Annotated in this window: 18 protein-coding genes; 8 read left to right on the top strand and 10 right to left on the bottom strand. The window is 66.2% G+C overall.

Translation table 11 applies throughout. The features are described 5' to 3' along the window. Positions 1–39 precede the first annotated feature (39 nt). Positions 40–1,116 carry an acyltransferase gene (locus C8J45_RS00400; RefSeq protein ID WP_107961446.1) on the top strand — a complete coding sequence of 359 codons (1,077 nt, stop codon included), beginning with the start codon at positions 40–42 and terminating at the stop codon, positions 1,114–1,116. 6 nt (positions 1,117–1,122) lie between these two features. On the opposite strand, the gene C8J45_RS00395 is transcribed toward C8J45_RS00400, so the two are convergent. From C8J45_RS00395 to C8J45_RS00375, 5 genes are all read right to left on the bottom strand, one after another. Continuing rightward, positions 1,123–1,377 carry an ATP synthase F1 subunit epsilon gene (locus C8J45_RS00395; protein ID WP_056065173.1) on the bottom strand — a complete coding sequence of 85 codons (255 nt, stop codon included), beginning with the start codon at positions 1,375–1,377 and terminating at the stop codon, positions 1,123–1,125. Positions 1,378–1,510: 133 nt separating this feature from the next. Beyond that, a complete protein-coding gene (gene atpD, locus C8J45_RS00390; protein WP_056065176.1) occupies positions 1,511–2,992 on the bottom strand; it encodes a F0F1 ATP synthase subunit beta in 1,482 nt (493 codons plus the stop codon). Between the two features lie 17 nt (positions 2,993–3,009). After that, a complete protein-coding gene (locus C8J45_RS00385; protein ID WP_056065178.1) occupies positions 3,010–3,903 on the bottom strand; it encodes a F0F1 ATP synthase subunit gamma in 894 nt (297 codons plus the stop codon). A gap of 124 nt (positions 3,904–4,027) precedes the next feature. Further along, positions 4,028–5,557, bottom strand: a complete 1,530-nt coding sequence (gene atpA / locus C8J45_RS00380; RefSeq protein ID WP_055873607.1) for a F0F1 ATP synthase subunit alpha — start codon at positions 5,555–5,557, stop codon at positions 4,028–4,030. A gap of 4 nt (positions 5,558–5,561) precedes the next feature. After that, positions 5,562–6,116 (bottom strand): F0F1 ATP synthase subunit delta, encoded by a 555-nt coding sequence (locus C8J45_RS00375; protein ID WP_107961445.1) that lies wholly within the window; start codon positions 6,114–6,116, stop codon positions 5,562–5,564. Positions 6,117–6,449: 333 nt separating this feature from the next. Here C8J45_RS00375 and C8J45_RS00370 point away from each other — a divergent pair, with 333 nt between their 5' ends. Beyond that, positions 6,450–7,127, top strand: a complete 678-nt coding sequence (locus C8J45_RS00370; protein WP_107961444.1) for a dienelactone hydrolase family protein — start codon at positions 6,450–6,452, stop codon at positions 7,125–7,127. 271 nt (positions 7,128–7,398) lie between these two features. On the opposite strand, the gene C8J45_RS00365 is transcribed toward C8J45_RS00370, so the two are convergent. Further along, complete coding sequence (locus C8J45_RS00365) at positions 7,399–8,244, bottom strand: oxidoreductase (RefSeq protein ID WP_107961443.1); 846 nt, start codon at positions 8,242–8,244, stop codon at positions 7,399–7,401. A 113-nt stretch (positions 8,245–8,357) separates the two neighbouring features. On the opposite strand from C8J45_RS00365, the gene ada reads away from it, so the two are divergent. After that, on the top strand, positions 8,358–9,404 hold the full coding sequence (gene ada / locus C8J45_RS00360) for a bifunctional DNA-binding transcriptional regulator/O6-methylguanine-DNA methyltransferase Ada (protein ID WP_107961442.1): 1,047 nt from the start codon (positions 8,358–8,360) through the stop codon (positions 9,402–9,404). Here the strand turns inward: ada and C8J45_RS00355 are convergent. Beyond that, complete coding sequence (locus tag C8J45_RS00355; RefSeq protein WP_107961441.1) at positions 9,380–10,897, bottom strand: S1C family serine protease; 1,518 nt, start codon at positions 10,895–10,897, stop codon at positions 9,380–9,382. The genes ada and C8J45_RS00355 overlap by 25 nt on opposite strands. A 135-nt stretch (positions 10,898–11,032) precedes the next feature. On the opposite strand from C8J45_RS00355, the gene C8J45_RS00350 reads away from it, so the two are divergent. From C8J45_RS00350 to C8J45_RS00340, 3 genes are all read left to right on the top strand, one after another. Continuing rightward, positions 11,033–12,568 (top strand): CpaF family protein, encoded by a 1,536-nt coding sequence (locus tag C8J45_RS00350; RefSeq protein WP_107961440.1) that lies wholly within the window; start codon positions 11,033–11,035, stop codon positions 12,566–12,568. A 191-nt stretch (positions 12,569–12,759) separates the two neighbouring features. After that, entirely contained in the window at positions 12,760–13,980 is a 1,221-nt protein-coding gene (locus C8J45_RS00345) for a hypothetical protein (RefSeq protein WP_258191193.1), read from the top strand. 8 nt (positions 13,981–13,988) lie between these two features. After that, positions 13,989–15,431: a hypothetical protein gene (locus tag C8J45_RS00340; RefSeq protein WP_107961439.1), complete on the top strand. Its 1,443-nt coding sequence runs from the start codon at positions 13,989–13,991 to the stop codon at positions 15,429–15,431. A 15-nt stretch (positions 15,432–15,446) separates the two neighbouring features. On the opposite strand, the gene C8J45_RS00335 is transcribed toward C8J45_RS00340, so the two are convergent. Continuing rightward, positions 15,447–15,635 (bottom strand): hypothetical protein, encoded by a 189-nt coding sequence (locus tag C8J45_RS00335; protein ID WP_107961438.1) that lies wholly within the window; start codon positions 15,633–15,635, stop codon positions 15,447–15,449. 12 nt (positions 15,636–15,647) lie between these two features. Next, positions 15,648–16,190, bottom strand: a complete 543-nt coding sequence (phaR, locus tag C8J45_RS00330) for a polyhydroxyalkanoate synthesis repressor PhaR (protein WP_107961437.1) — start codon at positions 16,188–16,190, stop codon at positions 15,648–15,650. A 137-nt stretch (positions 16,191–16,327) separates the two neighbouring features. Here phaR and C8J45_RS00325 point away from each other — a divergent pair, with 137 nt between their 5' ends. Together C8J45_RS00325 and C8J45_RS00320 are read left to right on the top strand one after the other, a co-directional pair. Continuing rightward, positions 16,328–17,275 carry an alpha/beta fold hydrolase gene (locus C8J45_RS00325; protein ID WP_258191192.1) on the top strand — a complete coding sequence of 316 codons (948 nt, stop codon included), beginning with the start codon at positions 16,328–16,330 and terminating at the stop codon, positions 17,273–17,275. A gap of 33 nt (positions 17,276–17,308) precedes the next feature. Further along, entirely contained in the window at positions 17,309–18,496 is a 1,188-nt protein-coding gene (locus C8J45_RS00320; RefSeq protein ID WP_107961435.1) for an acetyl-CoA C-acetyltransferase, read from the top strand. A 40-nt stretch (positions 18,497–18,536) separates the two neighbouring features. On the opposite strand, the gene alr is transcribed toward C8J45_RS00320, so the two are convergent. Next, on the bottom strand, positions 18,537–19,562 hold the full coding sequence (gene alr, locus C8J45_RS00315; RefSeq protein ID WP_181321101.1) for an alanine racemase: 1,026 nt from the start codon (positions 19,560–19,562) through the stop codon (positions 18,537–18,539). Positions 19,563–19,578 lie beyond the last annotated feature (16 nt).

The following is a 19,578-nucleotide window of genomic DNA, read 5'->3' as shown; positions in this document are numbered from 1 at the left end:
TCAACGGGACCTTAACGGCTTCGGCGCTATCTATTTCCGATGTCATCGACACGTATCGCGCCGATCCAGTGGCTTCGAGCGCTCGCCGCAACGCTCGTATTGTTGATCCATGCGCTGGAAAGCGCCAAATCCGGCTTGATCACTGTGACCGGCGAATTCGCGCCGTCGATACCCAATCTTGCCGTTTTCGGGGCAAGTGGAGTCGATCTGTTCTTCGTCATCAGCGGTTTCGTCATGGCTCAATCGCTGTCGAACGCCGACCGCAATCCTTGGGACTTCCTGGCGAAGCGCTGGCTGCGAATCGTGCCGTTGTTCGCATGCCTAAGCGTCATCTACATGATGATCATGCACGATCCGCTGACGCGCGTCAGTGCGTTCATGTCGATCACCGTCCTGCCGATCCTCGATACCGATGGCTATCACGCGCCCGCGCTATACCCTGGTTGGACGCTGGGGTTCGAATTTGCCTTCTACATGCTCGTCGCGATCGCCATGCGCGCGCCACGCTACCGTGTCGAAGCCTTGCTCGCGTTGACGATCGCAGTGGCGGCGACCGGCGGCTTCGTTCATCCGAGTTGGGCACCTGCCCGTATTCTACTCAACCCACTCCAGTTGGAATTCGCGCTGGGCGTGCTCGTCTGGCTAGCCTGGCGCAAAGGGATCGCCGAACGGATAGCTGCACCGTCTCTGGTGATCGGAATTGCGCTGCTCGCGGTCGGGCTCACATTCGGCATGACCGATTCGCTCGACGTCAGCGTCAAGGCTGCCACTGCTGGTATCTCGGGATATGGGCGGACCTGGACCTGGGGCATCCCATGGGCGCTGGTGGTACTCGGGGTAATCGATACCGCTCCCCGCGGTCGCTTCGAACGGATCTTATCGCGGGTCGGCGATGCGTCCTATTCGACGTACCTAATCCATCCCAGTGTGATCGCACTGTTGTGGATGGTGCGAGATCATATCCCCACCAAATCGGTCTACGTCTTTTCGCTGGCGTTCATCGTCGCATCGACGATGTCGGGCCTGGCCGTACATCGGTGGATAGAGCAACCGTTGCTGGCACGGTTGAAGCGTCGCCGACCGGTATCGATCAGACGAGCACCCGCGCTCGCCTGACGAGGGTTACTCGCCGGCGTGTTCGGCGAGGACGGTCAGGCCCTTGGCGTTGACCTCGGCGAAACCGCCCTTGATCGCGATGACCTCGGGGGTGCCGTTCTGCGTACGGAAGATCTGCACGCCGCCGTCGCGGACCGTCGACATGAACGGTGCGTGGCCTTCGAGGACGCCGAAATCGCCTTCGGTGCCGGGGACGACGACCATGTAGACCTCCTCCGAGCGGACGAGCTTTTCTGGCGTGACGAGTTCGAAATGCAGCATGTCTGGGTCTCACTCCCCTCCCGCATGCGGGAGGGGCCGGGGGTGGGCTCGCGCCATCAGCGTCGCGCGACGTGGAGGGCGGGTGCCCACCCCCCAGCCCCCTCCCGCTAACGGGAGAGGGAGCAGTTAGAAGTTAAGCTTCCGCGGCCATCTTCTCGGCCTTGGCAACGGCTTCGTCGATGCCGCCGACCATGTAGAACGCCGCCTCGGGCAGGTGATCATACTCGCCCTCGACCACCGCCTTGAACGACCGGACGGTGTCTTCAAGCTGGACGAACTTGCCGCTGATGCCGGTGAAGACCTCGGCGACGTGGAACGGCTGGCTCAGGAACTTCTGGATCTTACGCGCACGCTGGACGGTGAGCTTATCCTCTTCGGACAGCTCGTCCATGCCCAGAATCGCGATGATGTCCTGCAGCGACTTGTACTTCTGCAGCGTCGACTGAACGGCGCGCGCGGTGTCGTAATGCTCCTGGCCGACGACGCGTGGCTCGAGCAGACGCGAGGTCGAGTCGAGCGGATCGACCGCCGGGTAGATGCCCAGCTCCGAGATCGCACGGTTGAGGTTGGTCGTCGCATCGAGATGCGCGAACGACGTTGCCGGTGCCGGATCGGTGAGATCGTCGGCCGGCACGTACACGGCCTGCACCGAGGTGATCGACCCCTTGTTGGTCGAGGTGATGCGCTCCTGCAGCGCACCCATGTCGGTCGACAGCGTCGGCTGATAGCCCACTGCCGACGGGATGCGGCCGAGCAGTGCCGAAACCTCTGCGCCCGCCTGCGTGAAGCGGAAGATGTTGTCGACGAAGAACAGCACGTCCTGGCCTTCGACGTCGCGGAAATACTCGGCGATCGTCAGGCCCGACAGCGCGACGCGGGCGCGTGCGCCTGGCGGCTCGTTCATCTGGCCGAACACGAGCGCGACCTTCGAGCCTTCCGACTGTGGATTGCCGTCGGCATCCTTGGCGATGACGCCTGCGTCGAGAAACTCGTGGTACAGATCGTTACCCTCGCGGGTACGCTCGCCGACGCCCGCGAACACCGACGTGCCGCCGTGACCCTTGGCGATGTTGTTGATCAGCTCCTGGATCAGCACGGTCTTGCCAACGCCTGCGCCGCCGAACAGGCCGATCTTGCCGCCCTTCGCATACGGTGCGAGCAGATCGATGACCTTGATGCCGGTGACCAGGATCGCGCTCTCGGTCGACTGGTCGACGAACAAAGGCGCCGAGGCGTGGATCGGAGCGGTCGTCTCTGCGCCGACGGGCCCACGCTCGTCGATCGGCTCGCCAATGACGTTGAGGATGCGGCCGAGCGTCTTCGGGCCGACCGGCACGCGGATCTGCGAGCCGGTATCGGTGACGGTCTGGCCGCGGGTCAGACCCTCGGTGGCGTCCATCGCGATCGTGCGAACGGTGTTCTCGCCGAGATGCTGCGCGACTTCGAGCACAAGCCGGTTGCCGTTATTGTCGGTTTCGAGCGCCGACAGAATGGCGGGCAAATTGTCGGGGAAATGCACGTCGACGACCGCACCGATGACCTGCGAGATGCGGCCGGTGTTGTTGGTGGCCTTGGGGGCGAGCGTGGTTCCGAGGGTCTCTGGGGCGGTTGCCATTGTCTGCTTCCTTGGACTTACTTGAGCGCTTCGGCGCCCGAGATGATTTCGACCAGCTCGGTCGTGATCGCGGCTTGGCGGGTACGGTTATACTGGATCGAGAGACGCGTAATCATGTCGCCGGCATTGCGCGTGGCGTTGTCCATCGCGTTCATGCGCGAGCCCTGCTCCGACGCCGCGTTTTCGAGCAGCGCGCGGAAAATCTGGATCGCGACGTTGCGCGGCAACAGGTCGGCAAGGATCGCTTCCTCGTCGGGCTCGTACTCGACCACGGCTTCGGCGGGCGCACCCGGCTTTGCTTCCGCGCCCGGGATAGCCGACAGGGGAATCGGGATGATCTGGATGCCGGTCGGGACCTGCACCAGCGCCGAGACGAACTTCGCGTAGAACAGATGCGCGACATCGAACTGGCCTTCGCCGAAGCGCTTGATCAGGTCCTCGGAGATTTCCTGCGCGTCGCTGAACGCGAGACGCTTGATCTGGCCCATCTCGTGATCGGCGAGGATGTCGTTCGGGAAGAAACGCTTGATCACGCGCCCCTTCTTGCCGGCGACGTAGAACTTCACGGTCTTGCCCGCCGCGATCAGTTCCTCGGCCTTGCGACGTGCCGCCCGGACGATGTTGGTGTTGAACGCGCCCGCGAGGCCACGCTCCGACGTCGCGATGACGATCAGGTGTACCTGATCCTTGCCCGTGCCCGCGAGCAGCGGCGAGGCACCCGGCGCGATGCCGACGCGCCCCGCGAGGCTCGCCATCACCGCTTCGAGACGCTCGGCATACGGACGCCCGGCAACCGCCGCGTCCTGCGCACGGCGCAGCTTCGCGGCGGCGACCATCTTCATCGCCTTGGTGATCTTCTGCGTCGACTTCACCGAGCCGATGCGGATCTTGAGGGCCTTAAGTGATGCCATCTTCTCTTCCTGCTCCCTCGCCCCTCCGGGGAGAGGGTTGGGGTGAGGGGCTGCCACGGGAGCGGCACCTCGCGGTACTACCCCTCACCCCGACCCTCTCCCCAGCGGGGAGAGGGAGTTTTACTTATGCAAACGTCTTCGCGAACGCTTCGAGCGCTGCCTTCAGCTTGTCCTTCGCCTCGTTACCCAGATCGCGGGTATCGCGGATCAGCTTCAGCACGTCGGCATGGTTCGCGCGCATGTCGGCCAGCAGCGCCTGCTCGTAACGGGTCACGTCGGCGACCGGCACCTTGTCGAGATAGCCGCTGGTGCCGGCGAAGATCGACACGGTCTGCTCCTCGAACGGGAGTGGCGAGAACTGCGCCTGCTTCAGCAGCTCGGTCAGACGCGCACCGCGGTTGAGCAGCTTCTGCGTCGACGCATCGAGATCCGACCCGAACTGCGCGAATGCCGCCATCTCGCGGTACTGCGCCAATTCGAGCTTGATCGAGCCCGACACCTTCTTCATCGCCTTGGTCTGAGCCGCCGAACCGACGCGGCTCACCGAAAGGCCGACGTTGATCGCCGGACGAACGCCCGAGAAGAACAGGTCGGTCTCGAGGAAGATCTGGCCGTCGGTGATCGAGATCACGTTGGTCGGGATGTACGCCGAAACGTCGCCCGCCTGCGTCTCGATGATCGGCAGTGCGGTCAGCGAGCCGCCGCCGTTCGCGTCCGACATCTTCGCCGCACGCTCGAGCAGGCGGCTGTGGAGATAGAACACGTCGCCCGGATACGCTTCACGGCCCGGAGGACGACGCAGCAGCAGCGACATCTGGCGATACGCGACCGCCTGCTTCGACAGATCGTCGTAGCAGATCAGTGCGTGCATGCCGCGATCGCGGAAATACTCGCCCATCGCGACGCCGGTATAGGGTGCGAGATACTGGAGCGGTGCGGGGTCCGACGCGGTCGCGGCGATGACGATGGTGTATTCCATCGCGCCATTCTCTTCGAGCGTCTTGACCAGCTGGGCGACGGTCGAGCGCTTCTGGCCGATCGCGACGTACACGCAATACAGCTTCTTCGACTCGTCGTCTCCGGCGTTGGCGATCTTCTGGTTGATGAACGCGTCGATCGCGACGGCGGACTTGCCGGTCTGGCGATCGCCGATGATCAACTCGCGCTGGCCACGGCCGACGGGGACGAGTGCGTCGATCGCCTTCAGGCCCGTCTGGACCGGCTCGCTGACCGACTGGCGCGGGATGATGCCCGGTGCCTTAACTTCGACGCGGCTGCGCTCGGTGGTGTGGATCGGGCCCTTGCCGTCGATCGGGTTGCCGAGGCCGTCGACCACGCGGCCGAGCAGCTCCTTGCCGATCGGCACGTCGACGATCGTGCCGGTGCGCTTGACGATGTCGCCTTCCTTGATCTCGGAATCGCTTCCGAAAATCACGACGCCGACGTTATCGGCCTCGAGGTTGAGCGCCATGCCCTGCACGCCGTTCGAGAATTCGACCATCTCGCCGGCCTGGACGTTGTCGAGGCCGAAGATGCGCGCGATGCCGTCGCCAACGCTCAGCACCTGGCCGGTCTCGCTGACCTGCGCCTCGGTGCCAAAATTGGCGATCTGATCCTTGATGATCTTCGAGATTTCTGCGGCGCGGATATCCATTAGCTTAGCCCTTCATCGCGTGCGCGAGAGTGTTGAGACGCGTCTTGATCGACGAATCGATCATCTGGCTGCCGACGCGGACGACGAGTCCACCCAGCAACGATGGGTCGACGCTGAGGTCGACGGAAACTTCACGGCCGACCCGCTGGCGGAGCTGATGCTTCAGCTCGATCACCTGCTCGTCGGTCAGCGGATGCGCGGACGTCACCTCGGCCGCGATCTCGCCGCGATGCTGCGCGGCAAGTGTCCGGAATGCCTTAATGATCTTCGGCAGCGCGCCCAGCCGCTGGTTCTCGGCGAGGACGCCGAGGAAGCTCTTGGTGGTCGCATCGACGCCGAGTTCGTCGGCGACCGCGGAGACCGCCTTCACGGCAGCGCCACGCGACACCATCGGGCTGACCGTCAGATTGCGGAAGTCCTCCGACTGCGCGAGCGCGTCGCGCACGTTCGCCAGGCTCGACTCGACCGCGTCGATCGTCTTCGCGTCACGCGCGAGTTCGAACAGGGCCAGCGCATAACGCCCGCCTAAGCTCGCCTGAATACCGCCGGATGTCTCCACGGACCTGTCAATCCTCGCCTGAAACCGAAATAGTGCCGTCCCACGGGGGAAGAGGGCGCGAAAGCACCTCTCATGGGACGCGGCGCGGGTAGCATCGGGTTCGCGGATTGGCAACCCGGCGGGAGGGTTGGGGGAATGGGTTTGTGACTGTTTTGTCATTGATCGAAGGTTGGACGGTTACGATTACGCCCCTCCCCGTCATCCCCGCGCAGGCGGGGATCCATATCCTCCGGACCAGGCGCTTTCACCGCACGGCCTGCCACTATGGGGTCCCGCCTCCGCGGGAATGACGGTATTGGGCAGACGTTACGACCAATCGACGAGGACGAGAGAATGACCGGCACGATGGAAACGATGACGATGTCCGACGGCACGACCGTCGCGGTCTATCACGCGCAGCCGACCGGCGAGCGTCGCGGCGGCCTCGTGCTGGTGCAGGAGATTTTCGGCGTGACCGACCACATCCGCGACCTGTGCGACGAATACGCCGCCGACGGCTATGAAGTGCTGGCGCCGGCCCTGTTCGATCGCGAGCATCCGGGCTTCGAGGCGGACTATTCGGGCGATGGCCTCGCCCGCGGCGTCGAACTCGCGCGCCAGCTTCACCCGTTCGACCTGTCGCTGAAGGACGTCCAGACTTGCATCGACACGCTCGCCCCCGCCGGGCCGGTGTTCGTGGTCGGCTATTGCTATGGCGGCTCGGTCGCGTGGTTCGCCTCGACCAAGCTCACCGGCGTCGCGGCGGCTAGCGGCTATTATGGCAGCATGATCCCGGCGGCGGCGGACGAAGAGCCCAAGGTGCCGGTGATCCTCCACTTCGGTCGCCACGACCATGGCATTCCGATGGAGGGCGTCGAGCAGGTCATCGCCAAGGATTGGCCGAATGCGACGGTGTACGTCTACGAAGCGGGCCACGGGTTCAACTCGGACCGGCGGAAGGATTATCACGAGCCGAGTGCGGATCTGGCGAAACAGCGGACGCTGGACCTGTTCCGCGCCAACCGCGGCTGATCACCGCCCTTCCCCAACCCTAACGCCACCCCGGCGAAGGCCGGGGCCCAGTTGGGGGACGTTGCTAAAGGAGGACGGCCCTTCGTTTTTACCACCTTTCCAACTGGGCCCCCGGCCTTTGTCGGGGTGGTGGCTTTGGAAGAAGGCTTCGGCGCAGACTGGCGCTACAAACGTGAAGCCAGCCCCTACCTCCTTGTTCTCCCGCGAAGGCGGGAGCCCAGTCTGGGTCCCCGCCTTCGCGGGGAAACAATGCTCCCTCGCTCCTCCGAGATTACTCCGCTGGAAAATCCGCCCCGAGGCTGTCCGCCTTATGCGCCTCGATCTCCTTCAGCCGCTCCGCCAGCTTCTTCGTCACCGCATCATACCCCCAAGCCCCCAGCACCAGATGCCGAGGCGGGTTCGCATCCTCGGTCAGCGCGATCATAGCCTCGCCCGCCCGCACCGGGTCACCCGCCTGCGTCCCGCTAACCTCCCGCGTCCCATCCAGCCGCTTGCCCGCCGTCTCCGCATAGTCCGCGATCTTCACCGGCGTCTGCTTGAGCGAACGCCCAGCCCAATCCGTGCGGAACGGCCCCGGCTCGACGCACGTCACGTCGATCCCAAGCGGCTTGACCTCGGCGAGCAGCGAGTCCGACCACCCCTCCACCGCATGCTTCGACGCGGCATAATAGCCTGAGCCCGGGAACCCGACCTGACCGGCAACCGACGTGATGTTGATGATATTACCGCTCTTCTGCCCCCGCATGATCGGCAGCACCGCGCGAGTCAGCGCAAACAACCCGAACACGTTCGCATCGAACTGCGCGCGGATTTCGGAGTCGACGCCCTCCTCGACCGACGCCTGATAGCCGTAGCCCGCATTGTTCACGAGCACGTCGATCCGACCGAACTTAGCCTTGGCCTGCCCGACCGCATCGTCGATCTGCGCCTGCTCCGTCACGTCGAGCGACAGCGCGAGCGCACGATCCTCGGCGCCCTCCGCCAGATCGGCGACCCGGCCAGCATCCCGCGCGGTCACCACCGCACGCCAACCACGCGCAAGCACGAGCTTGGCGAGTTCGCGACCGAAACCGGTCGAGCAGCCGGAAATGAACCAGACGGGCGTGTCGGAGGCCATGAGACATCTTTCGTTATGAGGTATGCGCGGAAGAACGGCCGGACCGCCGATTGGCTCCGCTTTGAGCGCAAGCCACGGGATGCGCACGCGTCGCGACCGGCTATACCGATCCAATGAGCATTGCCCCCGACACCGATATTGCCTGGACAGCGTTCGAAGCCCGCGACCGCGCGTGGGACGGCCGGTTCGTGGTCGGCGTGAAGACCACCGGCATCTACTGCAAGCCAAGCTGCCCCGCGCGCCACCCTAGGCGCGAGAACGTCACTTTCCACCCGGACCCGCCGAGCGCCCGTGCCGCCGGCTTCCGCGCCTGCCTGCGCTGCACCCCGGACGAAGTCGGCCGCGACCGCATCGCCGTCGCCGCCGCGGTCGCGCTGCTCGAAGCCGCCGAAGACCGTCTCTCGCTGGAGGAGGTCGCCGCCAGAGTTGGCTACGCCCCGCACCACTTCCACCGCCTGTTCAAGCGCGCCACCGGCGTCACCCCCGCCGCCTACGCGCGCGCGCTTCGCACCGGCCGCGCGGCCAACGCCTTATCGGAGGACTCGACCGTGACCGAAGCGATCTACGACGCCGGCTATTCCGCCCCCAGCCGCTTTTACGAAGCCGACGCCAAACGGCTCGGCATGGCCCCCAGCGCCTGGGCGCGCGGCGGCGAAGGCGTCACGATCCGCTGGACCACCGCCGACACGAGCCTCGGCGCGCTGTTCGTCGCCGCCACCGACAAGGGACTGTGCCGCGTATCCTTCGACGAAGACGCCGACGAACTCCACCGCCGCTTCCCCAACGCCACGATCGAACCCGGCGACGAAGCCCTCGCGGACCTGGCGGCGCAAGTCGTCGCAGCCGTAGAGTCCCCCGACCGTGACCAAGACCTCCCGCTCGACGTCCGCGGCACCGCGTTCCAGGAAGCGATCTGGCAAGCCCTACGCACCATCCCGATCGGAGAAACCCGAACCTACAGCGAACTCGCGGCCCTGGCCGGTCGCCCCGCCGCGGTCCGCGCCGCCGGCACCGCGTGCGGGCAGAACCCGGTCTCGATCGTCATCCCCTGCCACCGCGCGCAACGCATCGGTGGGGCGCTCGGCGGCTACGCGTACGGCCTCGACCGCAAGCGCGCACTGTTAGCCGCGGAAGCTCAGCGCGCCGACTTGCACGAATAGACGAGCTTCTCGTTCGGCAACGGCGGCAATACCGCGCGGACCGCCGCCTGCTGCCCCGCCAAACGAGCCAACGCGGCATCGTCTATGTTGCACACGTTCGGCACGACACCCCGCGCCGTCCGCGCCGCCTCCATACCCGCCGCCGACATCAGATAGCGCGTGTTCGAATAGACGCGCGTTGCCGGATCGAACGACAGCACGGAGACGGTCTGCTCGGCATCTGGCACCAGCACGCGGTCCCATCGGCCAGCCCCATTGCCATTCTGCGTGCCGACATATTGCGTCTTGCCGTTCACGCAGCCCTTCGCGCCCCAGTCGATCGGCACGTCCTCGCTGGACGAGATCGTGATCCGGCTGCGCTCCGGGATCAGCGTGCACATCAGTTTGCCGAGTGCGGCATCGGGCGTCGATATCCGCGTCTTGGGCAGCCCGGACAGCGGCACGTCGACCTCGCCCGAAGGCCGCAGCACGAACACGATGATCGCGACCAGCACGCTCAGCCCGCCGATACCCAGCGCCCACACCGCCTGCCGCCGTTGCCCGCGCGATTCGAGCAGTCCCGCGCTCCCGATCACCAGTGCCCCGGCGACCAGCAGCAGCCCGGCGAGCGCCATGACGTTCTCGCGCGCGCGCCCGGCCTCGGTCCGCGCCTTCTCCAGCGCGACCTCTCGAGTCATCGCATCCTGCGTCGCCGCGTCGCGTCGGGCGGAAGCAGCATCGGCGGTCGCCCGCGCATCCGCGTCGGCGTCCTGTCGCAAGCGATCCTCGATCGACGTGCAGCCCGTCCCGATCGACGCATAAGGCTGTTTCGCCTCATGGAGGAAGGCCGCGAGCTCAGTATCGGCGATCGCGAACCCGAACGTCGAATCGCCCTCCTCGCCGCGGGTGATCGCCGAGTTCACCCCGATCACCCGCCCGCAGCGATCGAGCAAAGGCCCGCCCGAATTGCCGCGTGCAATGCTAGCGGTGTGAAGAAGCACCTCGACGCTGCTCAACACGCGCCGCCCGGAAAGCACGCCCTCCGACCGCACCGGCGTCATCGGCCGGATATAATCCGCCGCCGACCGCGCCGTTGCCAGGTCGACGTTCCCCGGAAAGCCGAGCGACACCACCGGATCGCCCTCGCTCATCGGCCCGGTATACAGCGCGCTCGGCGGCAGGCGCGCGCCAGTGAACTCGATCAGCGCCAGGTCGCGCTGCGAATCATACGCGATCACCTTGCCTTGGTAGGACTTGCTGCCCTCGGTCGGGACGATGCCGACGACGACGTTGTCGGGATAGCGCTCGGCGAGATCGACGACGTGCGCGTTGGTCACGATCCGGTTGGGCGCGATCGCGAAACCGCTGCCATGGCCGAAGCCGACCACCTGGTCGTCGATCACCGCGATCGTCACGACGCGCACCACGCCGCGCCCGGTGGCGGCGATATCGTCGGCCGATGCCGAGCTGGCCAACCCGAAGGTGAGCGCGAGAAGAAGCAGCAGGCGGATCATGCGCCTGCCTTCGGGGAGTTCTTGACCGCGATCAACCCTCGCCTCTCACAGGACGCGCCCCACGCATCCGGTTTGGTTAGCGAATTATCAAGCCTTGGCCCCTAACCCCTTGGGCAATCATCCGGGGATTTGGGCATGAGCGCATTCGGGCGTCGTAACGGCATCAGCGGGGGGCAAGCGGCCCGGCCCGCATTCGGCGTCGCCCGACCTATGCAGGGCGGTAGCCCCGCGCCGCGTCCCGAACCGGAGGGAGGTTCGCAGTTCCCGCCGATCGAGTCGATGCCGATGCCCGGCGAGACCGACGGCTTTGGCCCCGGCACGATGCCCGGCACACACATGGACGCGATGCAGCGCCTGTCCGACCGCCAGAACGCGAGCGGCGAAGCGGGCAACAGCCGCGTCGAGGGCTTCGAACAGTCGATCCACAAGATCAAGGAACAGGTGCTCCCGCGCCTGCTCGAACGCGTCGATCCGGAGGCTGCGGCGACACTCGGCAAGGACGAACTCGCCGAGGAATTCCGCCCGATCATCGGCGAAGTGCTCGCCGAGCTGAAGCTCACGCTCAACCGCCGAGAACAGTTCGCGCTGGAAAAGGTGCTGGTCGACGAGCTGCTCGGGCTTGGGCCCTTGGAGGAGCTGCTGGCCGATCCGAACATCACCGACATCATGGTGAACGGCCCCGACCAGACCTATGTCGAGCGCAAGGGCAAACTCGAACTCGCGCCGATCCAGTTCCGCGACGAAGAGCATCTGTTCCAGATCGCGCAACGGATCGTCAACTCAGTCGGCCGTCGCGTCGACCAGACCTCACCGCTCGCCGATGCGCGCTTGAAGGACGGGTCTCGCGTCAACGTCATCGTGCCGCCGTTAAGCTTGCGCGGTACCGCGATCTCGATTCGTAAATTCTCCGCGAAGCCGATCACGCTCGACATGATGGCGGGCTTCGGCTCGATGTCGCCGAAGATGGCGACTGCGCTGAAGATCGCCGGGGCCTCGCGGTTCAACGTCGTGATCTCCGGCGGTACCGGCTCGGGCAAGACGACGATGCTCAACGCGTTGTCGAAGATGATCGACCCCGGCGAGCGCGTGCTGACGATCGAGGACGCCGCCGAGCTTCGCCTGCAACAGCCGCACTGGCTCCCGCTCGAAACGCGTCCGGCCAACCTGGAGGGCCAGGGCGAGATCTCGATCCGCGATCTCGTCAAGAACGCGCTGCGTATGCGTCCTGACCGGATCATCCTGGGCGAAATTCGTGGCTCCGAGTGTTTCGACATGCTCGCGGCCATGAATACCGGTCACGACGGTTCGATGTGCACGCTCCACGCCAACTCCCCGCGCGAGGCGCTCGCGCGTATGGAGAACATGGTGATGATGTCCGACATCAAGGTCCCGAAGGAAGCGATCTCGCGCCAGATCGCGGACTCGGTCGAGCTGATCATCCAGGTGAAGCGCCTCCGCGACGGTTCGCGCCGGGTGACCAACATCACCGAGGTGATCGGCATGGAAGGCCCGGTTATCGTCACGCAGGAGCTGTTCAAGTTCGAGTATCTCGACGAGTCTGCGGACGGCAAGATCCTGGGCGAATACCGTTCGATGGGGCTGCGGCCGTACACGCTGGAGAAAGCCAAGCAGTTCGGGTTTGATCAGGCGTATCTGGAGGCGTGCCTGTAAGAGGGGCCGCTCACGCGCCCCTCTAACGCTACCGCCCCCGCGATCGCAGGGCCCCAGGAAACACGAACGCCACCGCCGGTAACCCTGGACTCCCGCCATCGCCGGAGAACGGCGGCAGTTCGAGCGACTATAGCGGCCAGACGTTCGACCCCGCTTGTACCCGTCCCCCGACCCGCTAGGGACAGGCCGACATGCGCCGCGCCCTCTTCACCCTCGTCCCGCTGCTGGCGGTGCTCATCGTCTCCGCGCGCGAACCGGCGAAACCCGTCCCCGCCGCCAGCATCTCGCCCGCGGCACGAGACCGCGGCGTCTACCATCTAGCGGACGATGCCGAAGCACGCTGGGTGCCCTTCGATCTTACCCCCGGCAACCAGATCCGCTTCACGATGCAGCTCGAAGGCCGCGACGTCACCGCGATCCTCGATACCGGGGTCAGCTACACCCTGCTCGCAAAGGCTTCCCCCGCAGTCGACACTGCCAAGCTCGTCGCGGGCGGCAGCGCACGTGCGATCGGCGGATCGGTCGAACTGGGGTGGATGCCGACCCGCACGCTCGCCATCGGCGGCCTCGCGCGCACCGGTGGCGGCGTCACCGTCACCGATCTTCCCGCGATCGCCACCGGCAGCCTGTCAGCGGTAGACCTGCTGGTCGGCGCGGACCTGCTCGCCGGGCACGCGCTCGACATCGATTACGCCGCGCACCGTTTCCGCCTGCTCCCGTCGGGGCGCCTCCCGTTCAAGGGCGGGGCCGCCCCCTTGCGCGTGTCCCCAGAGCGCAGCGTCTACGAAAGCACAGCCACGCTCGGCGGCCGTCGATTGGCGCCGGTGATCGTCGATACCGGTGACGGATCGTCGATCACCGTGACGAAGGACGGCTGGAAGGCCGCGGCGCTGAACGTGCCCTCGACGACCGCGATCTCGTTCGGGCTCGCGGGACCGGCGGTCAGCGGCCTCGCGATCGCGCCCGATGTCCGCCTTGGCGAATTAACCGCGCACGCCGTCGAAGTCCGGATCGAACCCGCAGGCGGCTTCTCGCAGTCGATCGGCGTTGCGGGCCGGATCGGCTCGGGCTTCCTACAGAATTACCGTGTCCTGCTCGATCCCGGCGCCCGCCGCATGGTGCTGAGCCCTGGCCCCAAGGCCGGTACGCCACCACTCCGTTCGACCAGCGGACTGCTCGTCGGCGTCGAGAAGAACCGGCTGAAGATCCTCCATGTCATGCGCGGCGGCCCGGCTGCCGCATCGGGCTGGAAGGACGGCGACACGATCTGTACGATCGACGGCACGCCCATACCGCCCGACTATGCGACGAGTCCGGTCGCATCCTGGTCGGCTGGAGCTCCCGGCCGCATCGTTGCCCTCGGTCTTTGCGACGGCACCATACGCAAGCTCGAATTGACGCATTTTTATTAGGATTGCCCATGTTTAGCCTGCGTCACCGATCGGGGCAGGTCGTCATCCTGCTCCTCGTCGCCTTTGCCCTCCGCAGCCCGTTCTTCGGCAATCCGGTGATCCATAGCGACGAGCAGTTCTACCTGCTCGTCGGCGATCGCCTGCTGCACGGCGCGTGGCCGTTCGTCGACATCTTCGATCGCAAGCCGGTCGGCCTGTTCCTGATCTTCGCCGCCATCCGCAGCGTCGGCGGCGATGGCGTGCTCATGTACCAGCTTGCCGCGACGCTCGTCGCCACCGCCACGGCATTCCTGGTCGCGCGGATCGTCAGCCGCCTGACTCCCGATGACGCCAGCCCGGTGGCGAGCCTCGGCGCGGCGTTGATCTATCTCGTCTGGCTCATCGTGTTCGACGGTGCGGGCGGCCAGTCCGCGGTATGGGGCAACGCCTTGATGGCCGCCGCCGCGCTGCTCGTGCTCGATACGACGCGCGGCCACCGACACATCAGCCTGCGCGGTGCCGGTGCGATGCTGCTGATCGGCTTGGCGATGCAGATCAAGTACACCGCGATGTTCGAAGGCATATTCTTCGGTCTGACGCTGGTATGGGCGGCGCATCGCGATGGGCGGTCGATCGGTCGCCTCGCAGCCGATGCCGCCTTGTGGGTCGGCGCAGCGCTGTTCCCAACCGCGCTCGCCTGGATCGTCTATGCCGCGGCCGGCCACGGCGACGCCTTCCTCTTTGCCAATTTCCTGTCGATCTTCGGGCAGCGGGACGACGACACGCTCAGCTCCAACCTGTTGAAGCTGTTGGGCGGCGTGGGCATGAGCCTGCCGCTCGCCTGGCTTGCGTGGCGGGGCCGTCGAACGGGAAGCTTCGCGCTCGGATGGCTCGCGGCTGCGGTGATCGCGATCCTCATCATGCACACGTTCGAGCTGCTCTATCTGCTGCCCCTCGCGCTGCCGCTGTCGGTCGCGGCCGGCACGGGGTTGAGCGGCCCGACCGTCCGCACGACCATGGTCCGCCTTGCCGCCGTGCTGGTGTTCGGCGCGCTGGCGGCGACCATCATGACCAGCGTCCGCATCGGACGACGCGGCAATGCGCGCCAGATCGCGCAACTCGTCCAGATGATCGGCCAGCAGCCCCGCGGCTGCATGTTCGCCTATGGCAGCGAGCCGATCCTCTATTTCCTGACCCGGTCCTGCCTGCCGACGCCGTATATATTCCGCAGTCATCTGGGCCAGACGACCGAGTCGCACGGCACGGGGATCGATCCGGTCGTGGAAGTCGCGCGTCTGCTCGCGGCCCGTCCCGGCGTGATTGTCGTACGCGCGCCCAAGCCCAGCACGAACCTCGCGACCCAGGCGCTCGTGCTGCGCGCGATCGCCACGCGGTATCGACTGGTCGGCTCGGTGAAGATCGGCGGGTTGCCACAGAGCGTCTATCGCCTGCGTACCGACGCTCCCCGTTGACGAGGCGTCGTCAGCTCAGGTCTTGAACGCGAGGCCGATCGTTACCGCAAGTCCGATCAGCGCCAGCATCTGGACGGTCGACCAGTCGACCCAGCCGACCGAGTCGGGATCGCGCCGACGTCGCCGCCTGCGTTCGCCGAGGCCTGCGACGACGGCCAGTACGGCCAGTCCGCCGCTCGCACTCCACAACACCGGCGCCCCCATCAGTCCGACCGATCAGCCGAGCTTCTCGACCTTTTCCTGCAACTTGGCGAGTTCGCTGCGCAACGCCGCGATCTCGTCGTCCTTGCTGGCCGCGGGGGCTGGCGTCGTCGCGGCCGGCGTCATCGCCTGCGCGGCCACGTCGAACATTGCCAGATTACGCTTGGCGATATCGGCGAACGGCGAGTTCGCGAACGCGCCTTCGACCGCGGACTTGAACTGATCGTGGTTGCGACGGAAGCTGTCCATCGAAGCCTCCAGATACCCCGGCACCATCGTCTGCATCGAATCGCCGTACATCGAGATCAGCTGGCGCAGGAAGTTCACCGGCATCATCGTCTCGCCGCGGCTCTCCTCTTCCATGATGATCTGCGTCAGGACGTTGTGCGTGATGTCCTCGTCGGTCTTCGCATCGACCACCTTGAAGTCGCGCCCCTCGCGGGTCATCGTCGCGAGATGATCCAGCGTGATATAGGATGACGACTCGGTGTTATAGAGCCGCCGGTTGGCGTATTTCTTGATGATGACGATTCCGTCGGCAGCCGGTTGCTTCTTCATGGATCCCCCGTCTTATGTTTGAAACGGAGGCTACAGTCTTTGATGACGCACCGCAACACGGTGTGCAGCATGGTCCCCGGCCCTTACCCTTGTTCCTCAACGTGCTGCGCAGCGAGACCGCAGCATCGCCGGAACGGATGGCTCGAGCCCTGGCGGGATTGCGCGCGTATCAAGGCGCGCCGCGAGAGCCGCGCCCCGATCCGAAGCCGGCGATTCATCGTAAAGGCCGGGTCTCGTTGCGCGATTACGGCGGCGAAGGCCGTCCCGTCGTGTTCGTCCCATCGCTGATAAATCCGCCAGATATCCTCGATCATTCGCCTGAGTCTTCGCTGGTGCAATGGACCGCCGCGCAAGGATTCGACGTCTGGCTGGTCGACTGGGGATCGCCCGGCAGCCGGGACCGCGATCTCGATCTGGCCGCGCATGTCGAGCGATTGCTGGTCCCGCTGCTCCAGGCGCTCCCCGAGCCGCCAGTTCTGGTCGGCTATTGCCTAGGCGGGACGCTGGCGCTCGGTGCCGCCGCGATCACGCCGACCGCCGGAGTCGCGACGATCGCCGCGCCGTGGCACTTCGCGGGTTATGGCGAAGGCCGTCCCACGCTCGCCGCGACCTGGGCTGCGGTTCAGCCCGCCGCCGCGATGCTCGGCGTCCTGCCGATGGAAGTCCTGCAAGCCGGCTTCTGGCAACTCGACCCCGCGCGCACGATCGCGAAATACGAAGCGTTCGCCGACCTCCCCCCGGACAGCGACGCAGCACGCGCGTTCGTCCGACTCGAGGATTGGGCCAACGCCGGTGCCCCCCTCCCCTACGCCGCCGCCGCGTCGCTGTTCGAGGACTGCATCGCCAACGACCTGCCCGGCAAAGGCGCCTGGGTCATCGCCGGCACCCCAGTCGATCCGCTCGCCCTCGCCTGCGCCACGGTCGAGTTCGTCTCGCTCAGCGACCGCATCGTCCCCGCTGCCACCGCGATCGGCCTCGCCGACCGCCGCGACCTCGGCGCAGGCCATGTCGGCATGATCGTCGGCCGTTCCGCCCGCGCGCGCCTCTGGGAACCGCTCGCCAACTGGATCGCCGCACTCGACTGACCTACATGGGGTCCAAACAAAGAGGATCCCGACATGACAGACCAGCTTCCCACCGACGTCGTCATCACCGCCGCCAAGCGCACCCCAGTCGGCAGCTTCCTCGGCGCGTTCGCGACGACACCCGCGCACGAACTCGGCCGCATCGCGATCGAAGCCGCGCTTGAACAGGCAGGCGTCGCCGGCGAAGACGTCTCCGAAGTCATCCTAGGCCAGGTCCTTACCGCAGCCCAGGGCCAGAACCCCGCCCGCCAGGCCTCGATGGCCGCCGGCGTTCCCAAGGAAATCCCCGCCTGGGGCGTCAACCAGGTCTGCGGTTCAGGCCTGCGGGCAGTCGCACTCGCGGCACAGGCGATCCAGACCGGCGACGCGACCATCGTCGTCGCAGGTGGACAGGAATCGATGTCGCTCTCCGCGCACGCGCAGTCGATCCGCGGCGGCCAGAAGATGGGCAATCTCAGCCTCGTCGACACGATGGTCAGCGACGGCCTGACCGACGTCTTCAACGGCTATCACATGGGCATCACCGCCGAGAACCTCGCCGAGCAGTACCAGGTCACGCGCGGCGAGCAGGACGCCTTCTCGGTCGCCTCGCAGAACAAGGCCGAGGCCGCGCGCGGCTCGGGCCGCTTCAAGGACGAGATCGCCCCCGTCACGATCAAAGGCCGCAAGGGTGACACGGTGGTAGCCGATGACGAGTACATCCGTGCCGGCGCGACGATCGAGAGCGTCTCCGGCGTGAAACCCGCGTTCAAGAAGGACGGCACCGTGACCGCTGCCAACGCCAGCGGCCTCAACGACGGCGCCGCCGCCCTCGTGATGATGCGCCGCGACGAAGCCGAACGCCGCGGCTCGACGATCCTCGCGACGATCAAGAGCTGGGCCTCGGCCGGCGTCGACCCGTCGGTGATGGGCATCGGCCCCGTCCCCGCCACCAAGCGCGCGTTGGAGAAAGCCGGCTGGACGCTAGCCGACCTCGACCTGATCGAAGCCAACGAAGCCTTCGCCGCCCAGGCACTGTCGGTCGGCAAGGAACTCGGCTGGGACGCATCGAAGGTCAACGTCAATGGCGGCGCGATCGCGATCGGCCACCCGATCGGCGCCAGCGGCGCCCGCGTCCTGACGACGCTGATCTACGAAATGCAGAAGCGCGATGCCAAGAGGGGGCTCGCGACGCTGTGCATAGGCGGTGGCATGGGCATCGCTATGTGTATCGAGCGGTAGGGTTCGCTCCTTTACCGGCCGCTCGTCGCGACGCGGCCGGTCAGGACCATGACCGGGAGTAGCGCGCGCCCATCCCGGTCAACAGTTCATATTGCGACATGCCCGACCGCGCCGCGGCGTCGGGCAGCGCGAAATCGAGCGCGATCCACGCGCCTTCCTCGATTTCCGCGACTGCGGTGACATCGATCGCGAGCAGGTCCATCGACACCCGGCCGATCACCGGCACATGCGCGCCACCTACCAACGCGCTGCCACGGTCCGAGAACCCGCGAAAATAGCCGTCCGCGTAACCGAGGTTGATGATCGCAACATCGGTGTCGTGAGAAGCCGTCCAAGTCGCGTTGTAGCCGACGGTATCGCCGATCACCACGCGACGACGTTGGAGGATCTGGGCTTCGGGAGTCACGACGGGCCGGATTGCTTCGCCCAGTTGGGCGCGGGGGATGCCGCCGTACAGCGCCAGTCCGGGCCGGGTCAGATCGAACGCATGGCCCTCGAGCGCGATACCGGCGGAGTTGGCAAGACTCATTCGTCGCGCCGATGTCTGCCCAGCGAGCGCGGCGAACCCGACACGCTGGCGTTCGTTCATCGCCACGTCCTCATCCGCGCACGCTAGGTGGCTCATCAGCGTTTCGATCTGGAGGCCGTCGAGCAAGCCGGCAGCGATGTCGTCCGCCGAAACGCCGAGGCGGTTCATGCCGGTGTCGACCATGACGTCGCACACGCCGCCGCCCGCCGTTTTCCAGCGCGCGACTTGGCGTGGGGTGTTGAGGACCGGGCGGGCGAAACCTGCGGCCGCGGCGGGCATGTCCTCTTCGCGGACGCCGTGGAGGACGGAAACCGTCAGGCCCAGCGGGGCGAGTTCAGCGGCTTCCTGCCAGTTCGACACGAAGAAGTCGCGGCAGCCTGCGTCGGCCAGGCGGCGCGCAACCTCGATCGCGCCGAGGCCGTAACCGTTCGCCTTGACCGCGGCACCACATGCGGCGGTGCCGCTCATGCGGTCGAGCGTGCGCCAGTTCTGGACGAGGGCGTCGCCGTCTAGGCGCAGGCGGAGGGGAGCGGGAATGTCGATCACCGGCGCG

It is taken from the genome of Sphingomonas sp. PP-CE-3G-477, from assembly GCF_003050745.1.
In the GTDB taxonomy this organism is placed as follows: Bacteria; Pseudomonadota; Alphaproteobacteria; order Sphingomonadales; family Sphingomonadaceae; genus Sphingomonas.
This window is presented reverse-complemented; position numbering and strand designations above follow the sequence as displayed.

Excerpts from the sequence above, each read along its gene's own strand:
- C8J45_RS00400 (WP_107961446.1), top strand. The coding sequence starts at position 40 with ATGTCATCGACACGTATCGCGCCGATCCAGTGGCTTCGAGCGCTCGCC.
- C8J45_RS00395 (WP_056065173.1), bottom strand. The coding sequence starts at position 1,377 with ATGCTGCATTTCGAACTCGTCACGCCAGAAAAGCTCGTCCGCTCGGAG.
- atpD (WP_056065176.1), bottom strand. The coding sequence starts at position 2,992 with ATGGCAACCGCCCCAGAGACCCTCGGAACCACGCTCGCCCCCAAGGCC.
- C8J45_RS00385 (WP_056065178.1), bottom strand. The coding sequence starts at position 3,903 with ATGGCATCACTTAAGGCCCTCAAGATCCGCATCGGCTCGGTGAAGTCG.
- atpA (WP_055873607.1), bottom strand. The coding sequence starts at position 5,557 with ATGGATATCCGCGCCGCAGAAATCTCGAAGATCATCAAGGATCAGATC.
- C8J45_RS00370 (WP_107961444.1), top strand. The coding sequence starts at position 6,450 with ATGACCGGCACGATGGAAACGATGACGATGTCCGACGGCACGACCGTC.
- C8J45_RS00365 (WP_107961443.1), bottom strand. The coding sequence starts at position 8,244 with ATGGCCTCCGACACGCCCGTCTGGTTCATTTCCGGCTGCTCGACCGGT.
- ada (WP_107961442.1), top strand. The coding sequence starts at position 8,358 with ATGAGCATTGCCCCCGACACCGATATTGCCTGGACAGCGTTCGAAGCC.
- C8J45_RS00355 (WP_107961441.1), bottom strand. The coding sequence starts at position 10,897 with ATGATCCGCCTGCTGCTTCTTCTCGCGCTCACCTTCGGGTTGGCCAGC.
- C8J45_RS00350 (WP_107961440.1), top strand. The coding sequence starts at position 11,033 with ATGAGCGCATTCGGGCGTCGTAACGGCATCAGCGGGGGGCAAGCGGCC.
- C8J45_RS00345 (WP_258191193.1), top strand. The coding sequence starts at position 12,760 with ATGCGCCGCGCCCTCTTCACCCTCGTCCCGCTGCTGGCGGTGCTCATC.
- C8J45_RS00340 (WP_107961439.1), top strand. The coding sequence starts at position 13,989 with ATGTTTAGCCTGCGTCACCGATCGGGGCAGGTCGTCATCCTGCTCCTC.
- C8J45_RS00335 (WP_107961438.1), bottom strand. The coding sequence starts at position 15,635 with ATGGGGGCGCCGGTGTTGTGGAGTGCGAGCGGCGGACTGGCCGTACTG.
- phaR (WP_107961437.1), bottom strand. The coding sequence starts at position 16,190 with ATGAAGAAGCAACCGGCTGCCGACGGAATCGTCATCATCAAGAAATAC.
- C8J45_RS00325 (WP_258191192.1), top strand. The coding sequence starts at position 16,328 with ATGGCTCGAGCCCTGGCGGGATTGCGCGCGTATCAAGGCGCGCCGCGA.
- C8J45_RS00320 (WP_107961435.1), top strand. The coding sequence starts at position 17,309 with ATGACAGACCAGCTTCCCACCGACGTCGTCATCACCGCCGCCAAGCGC.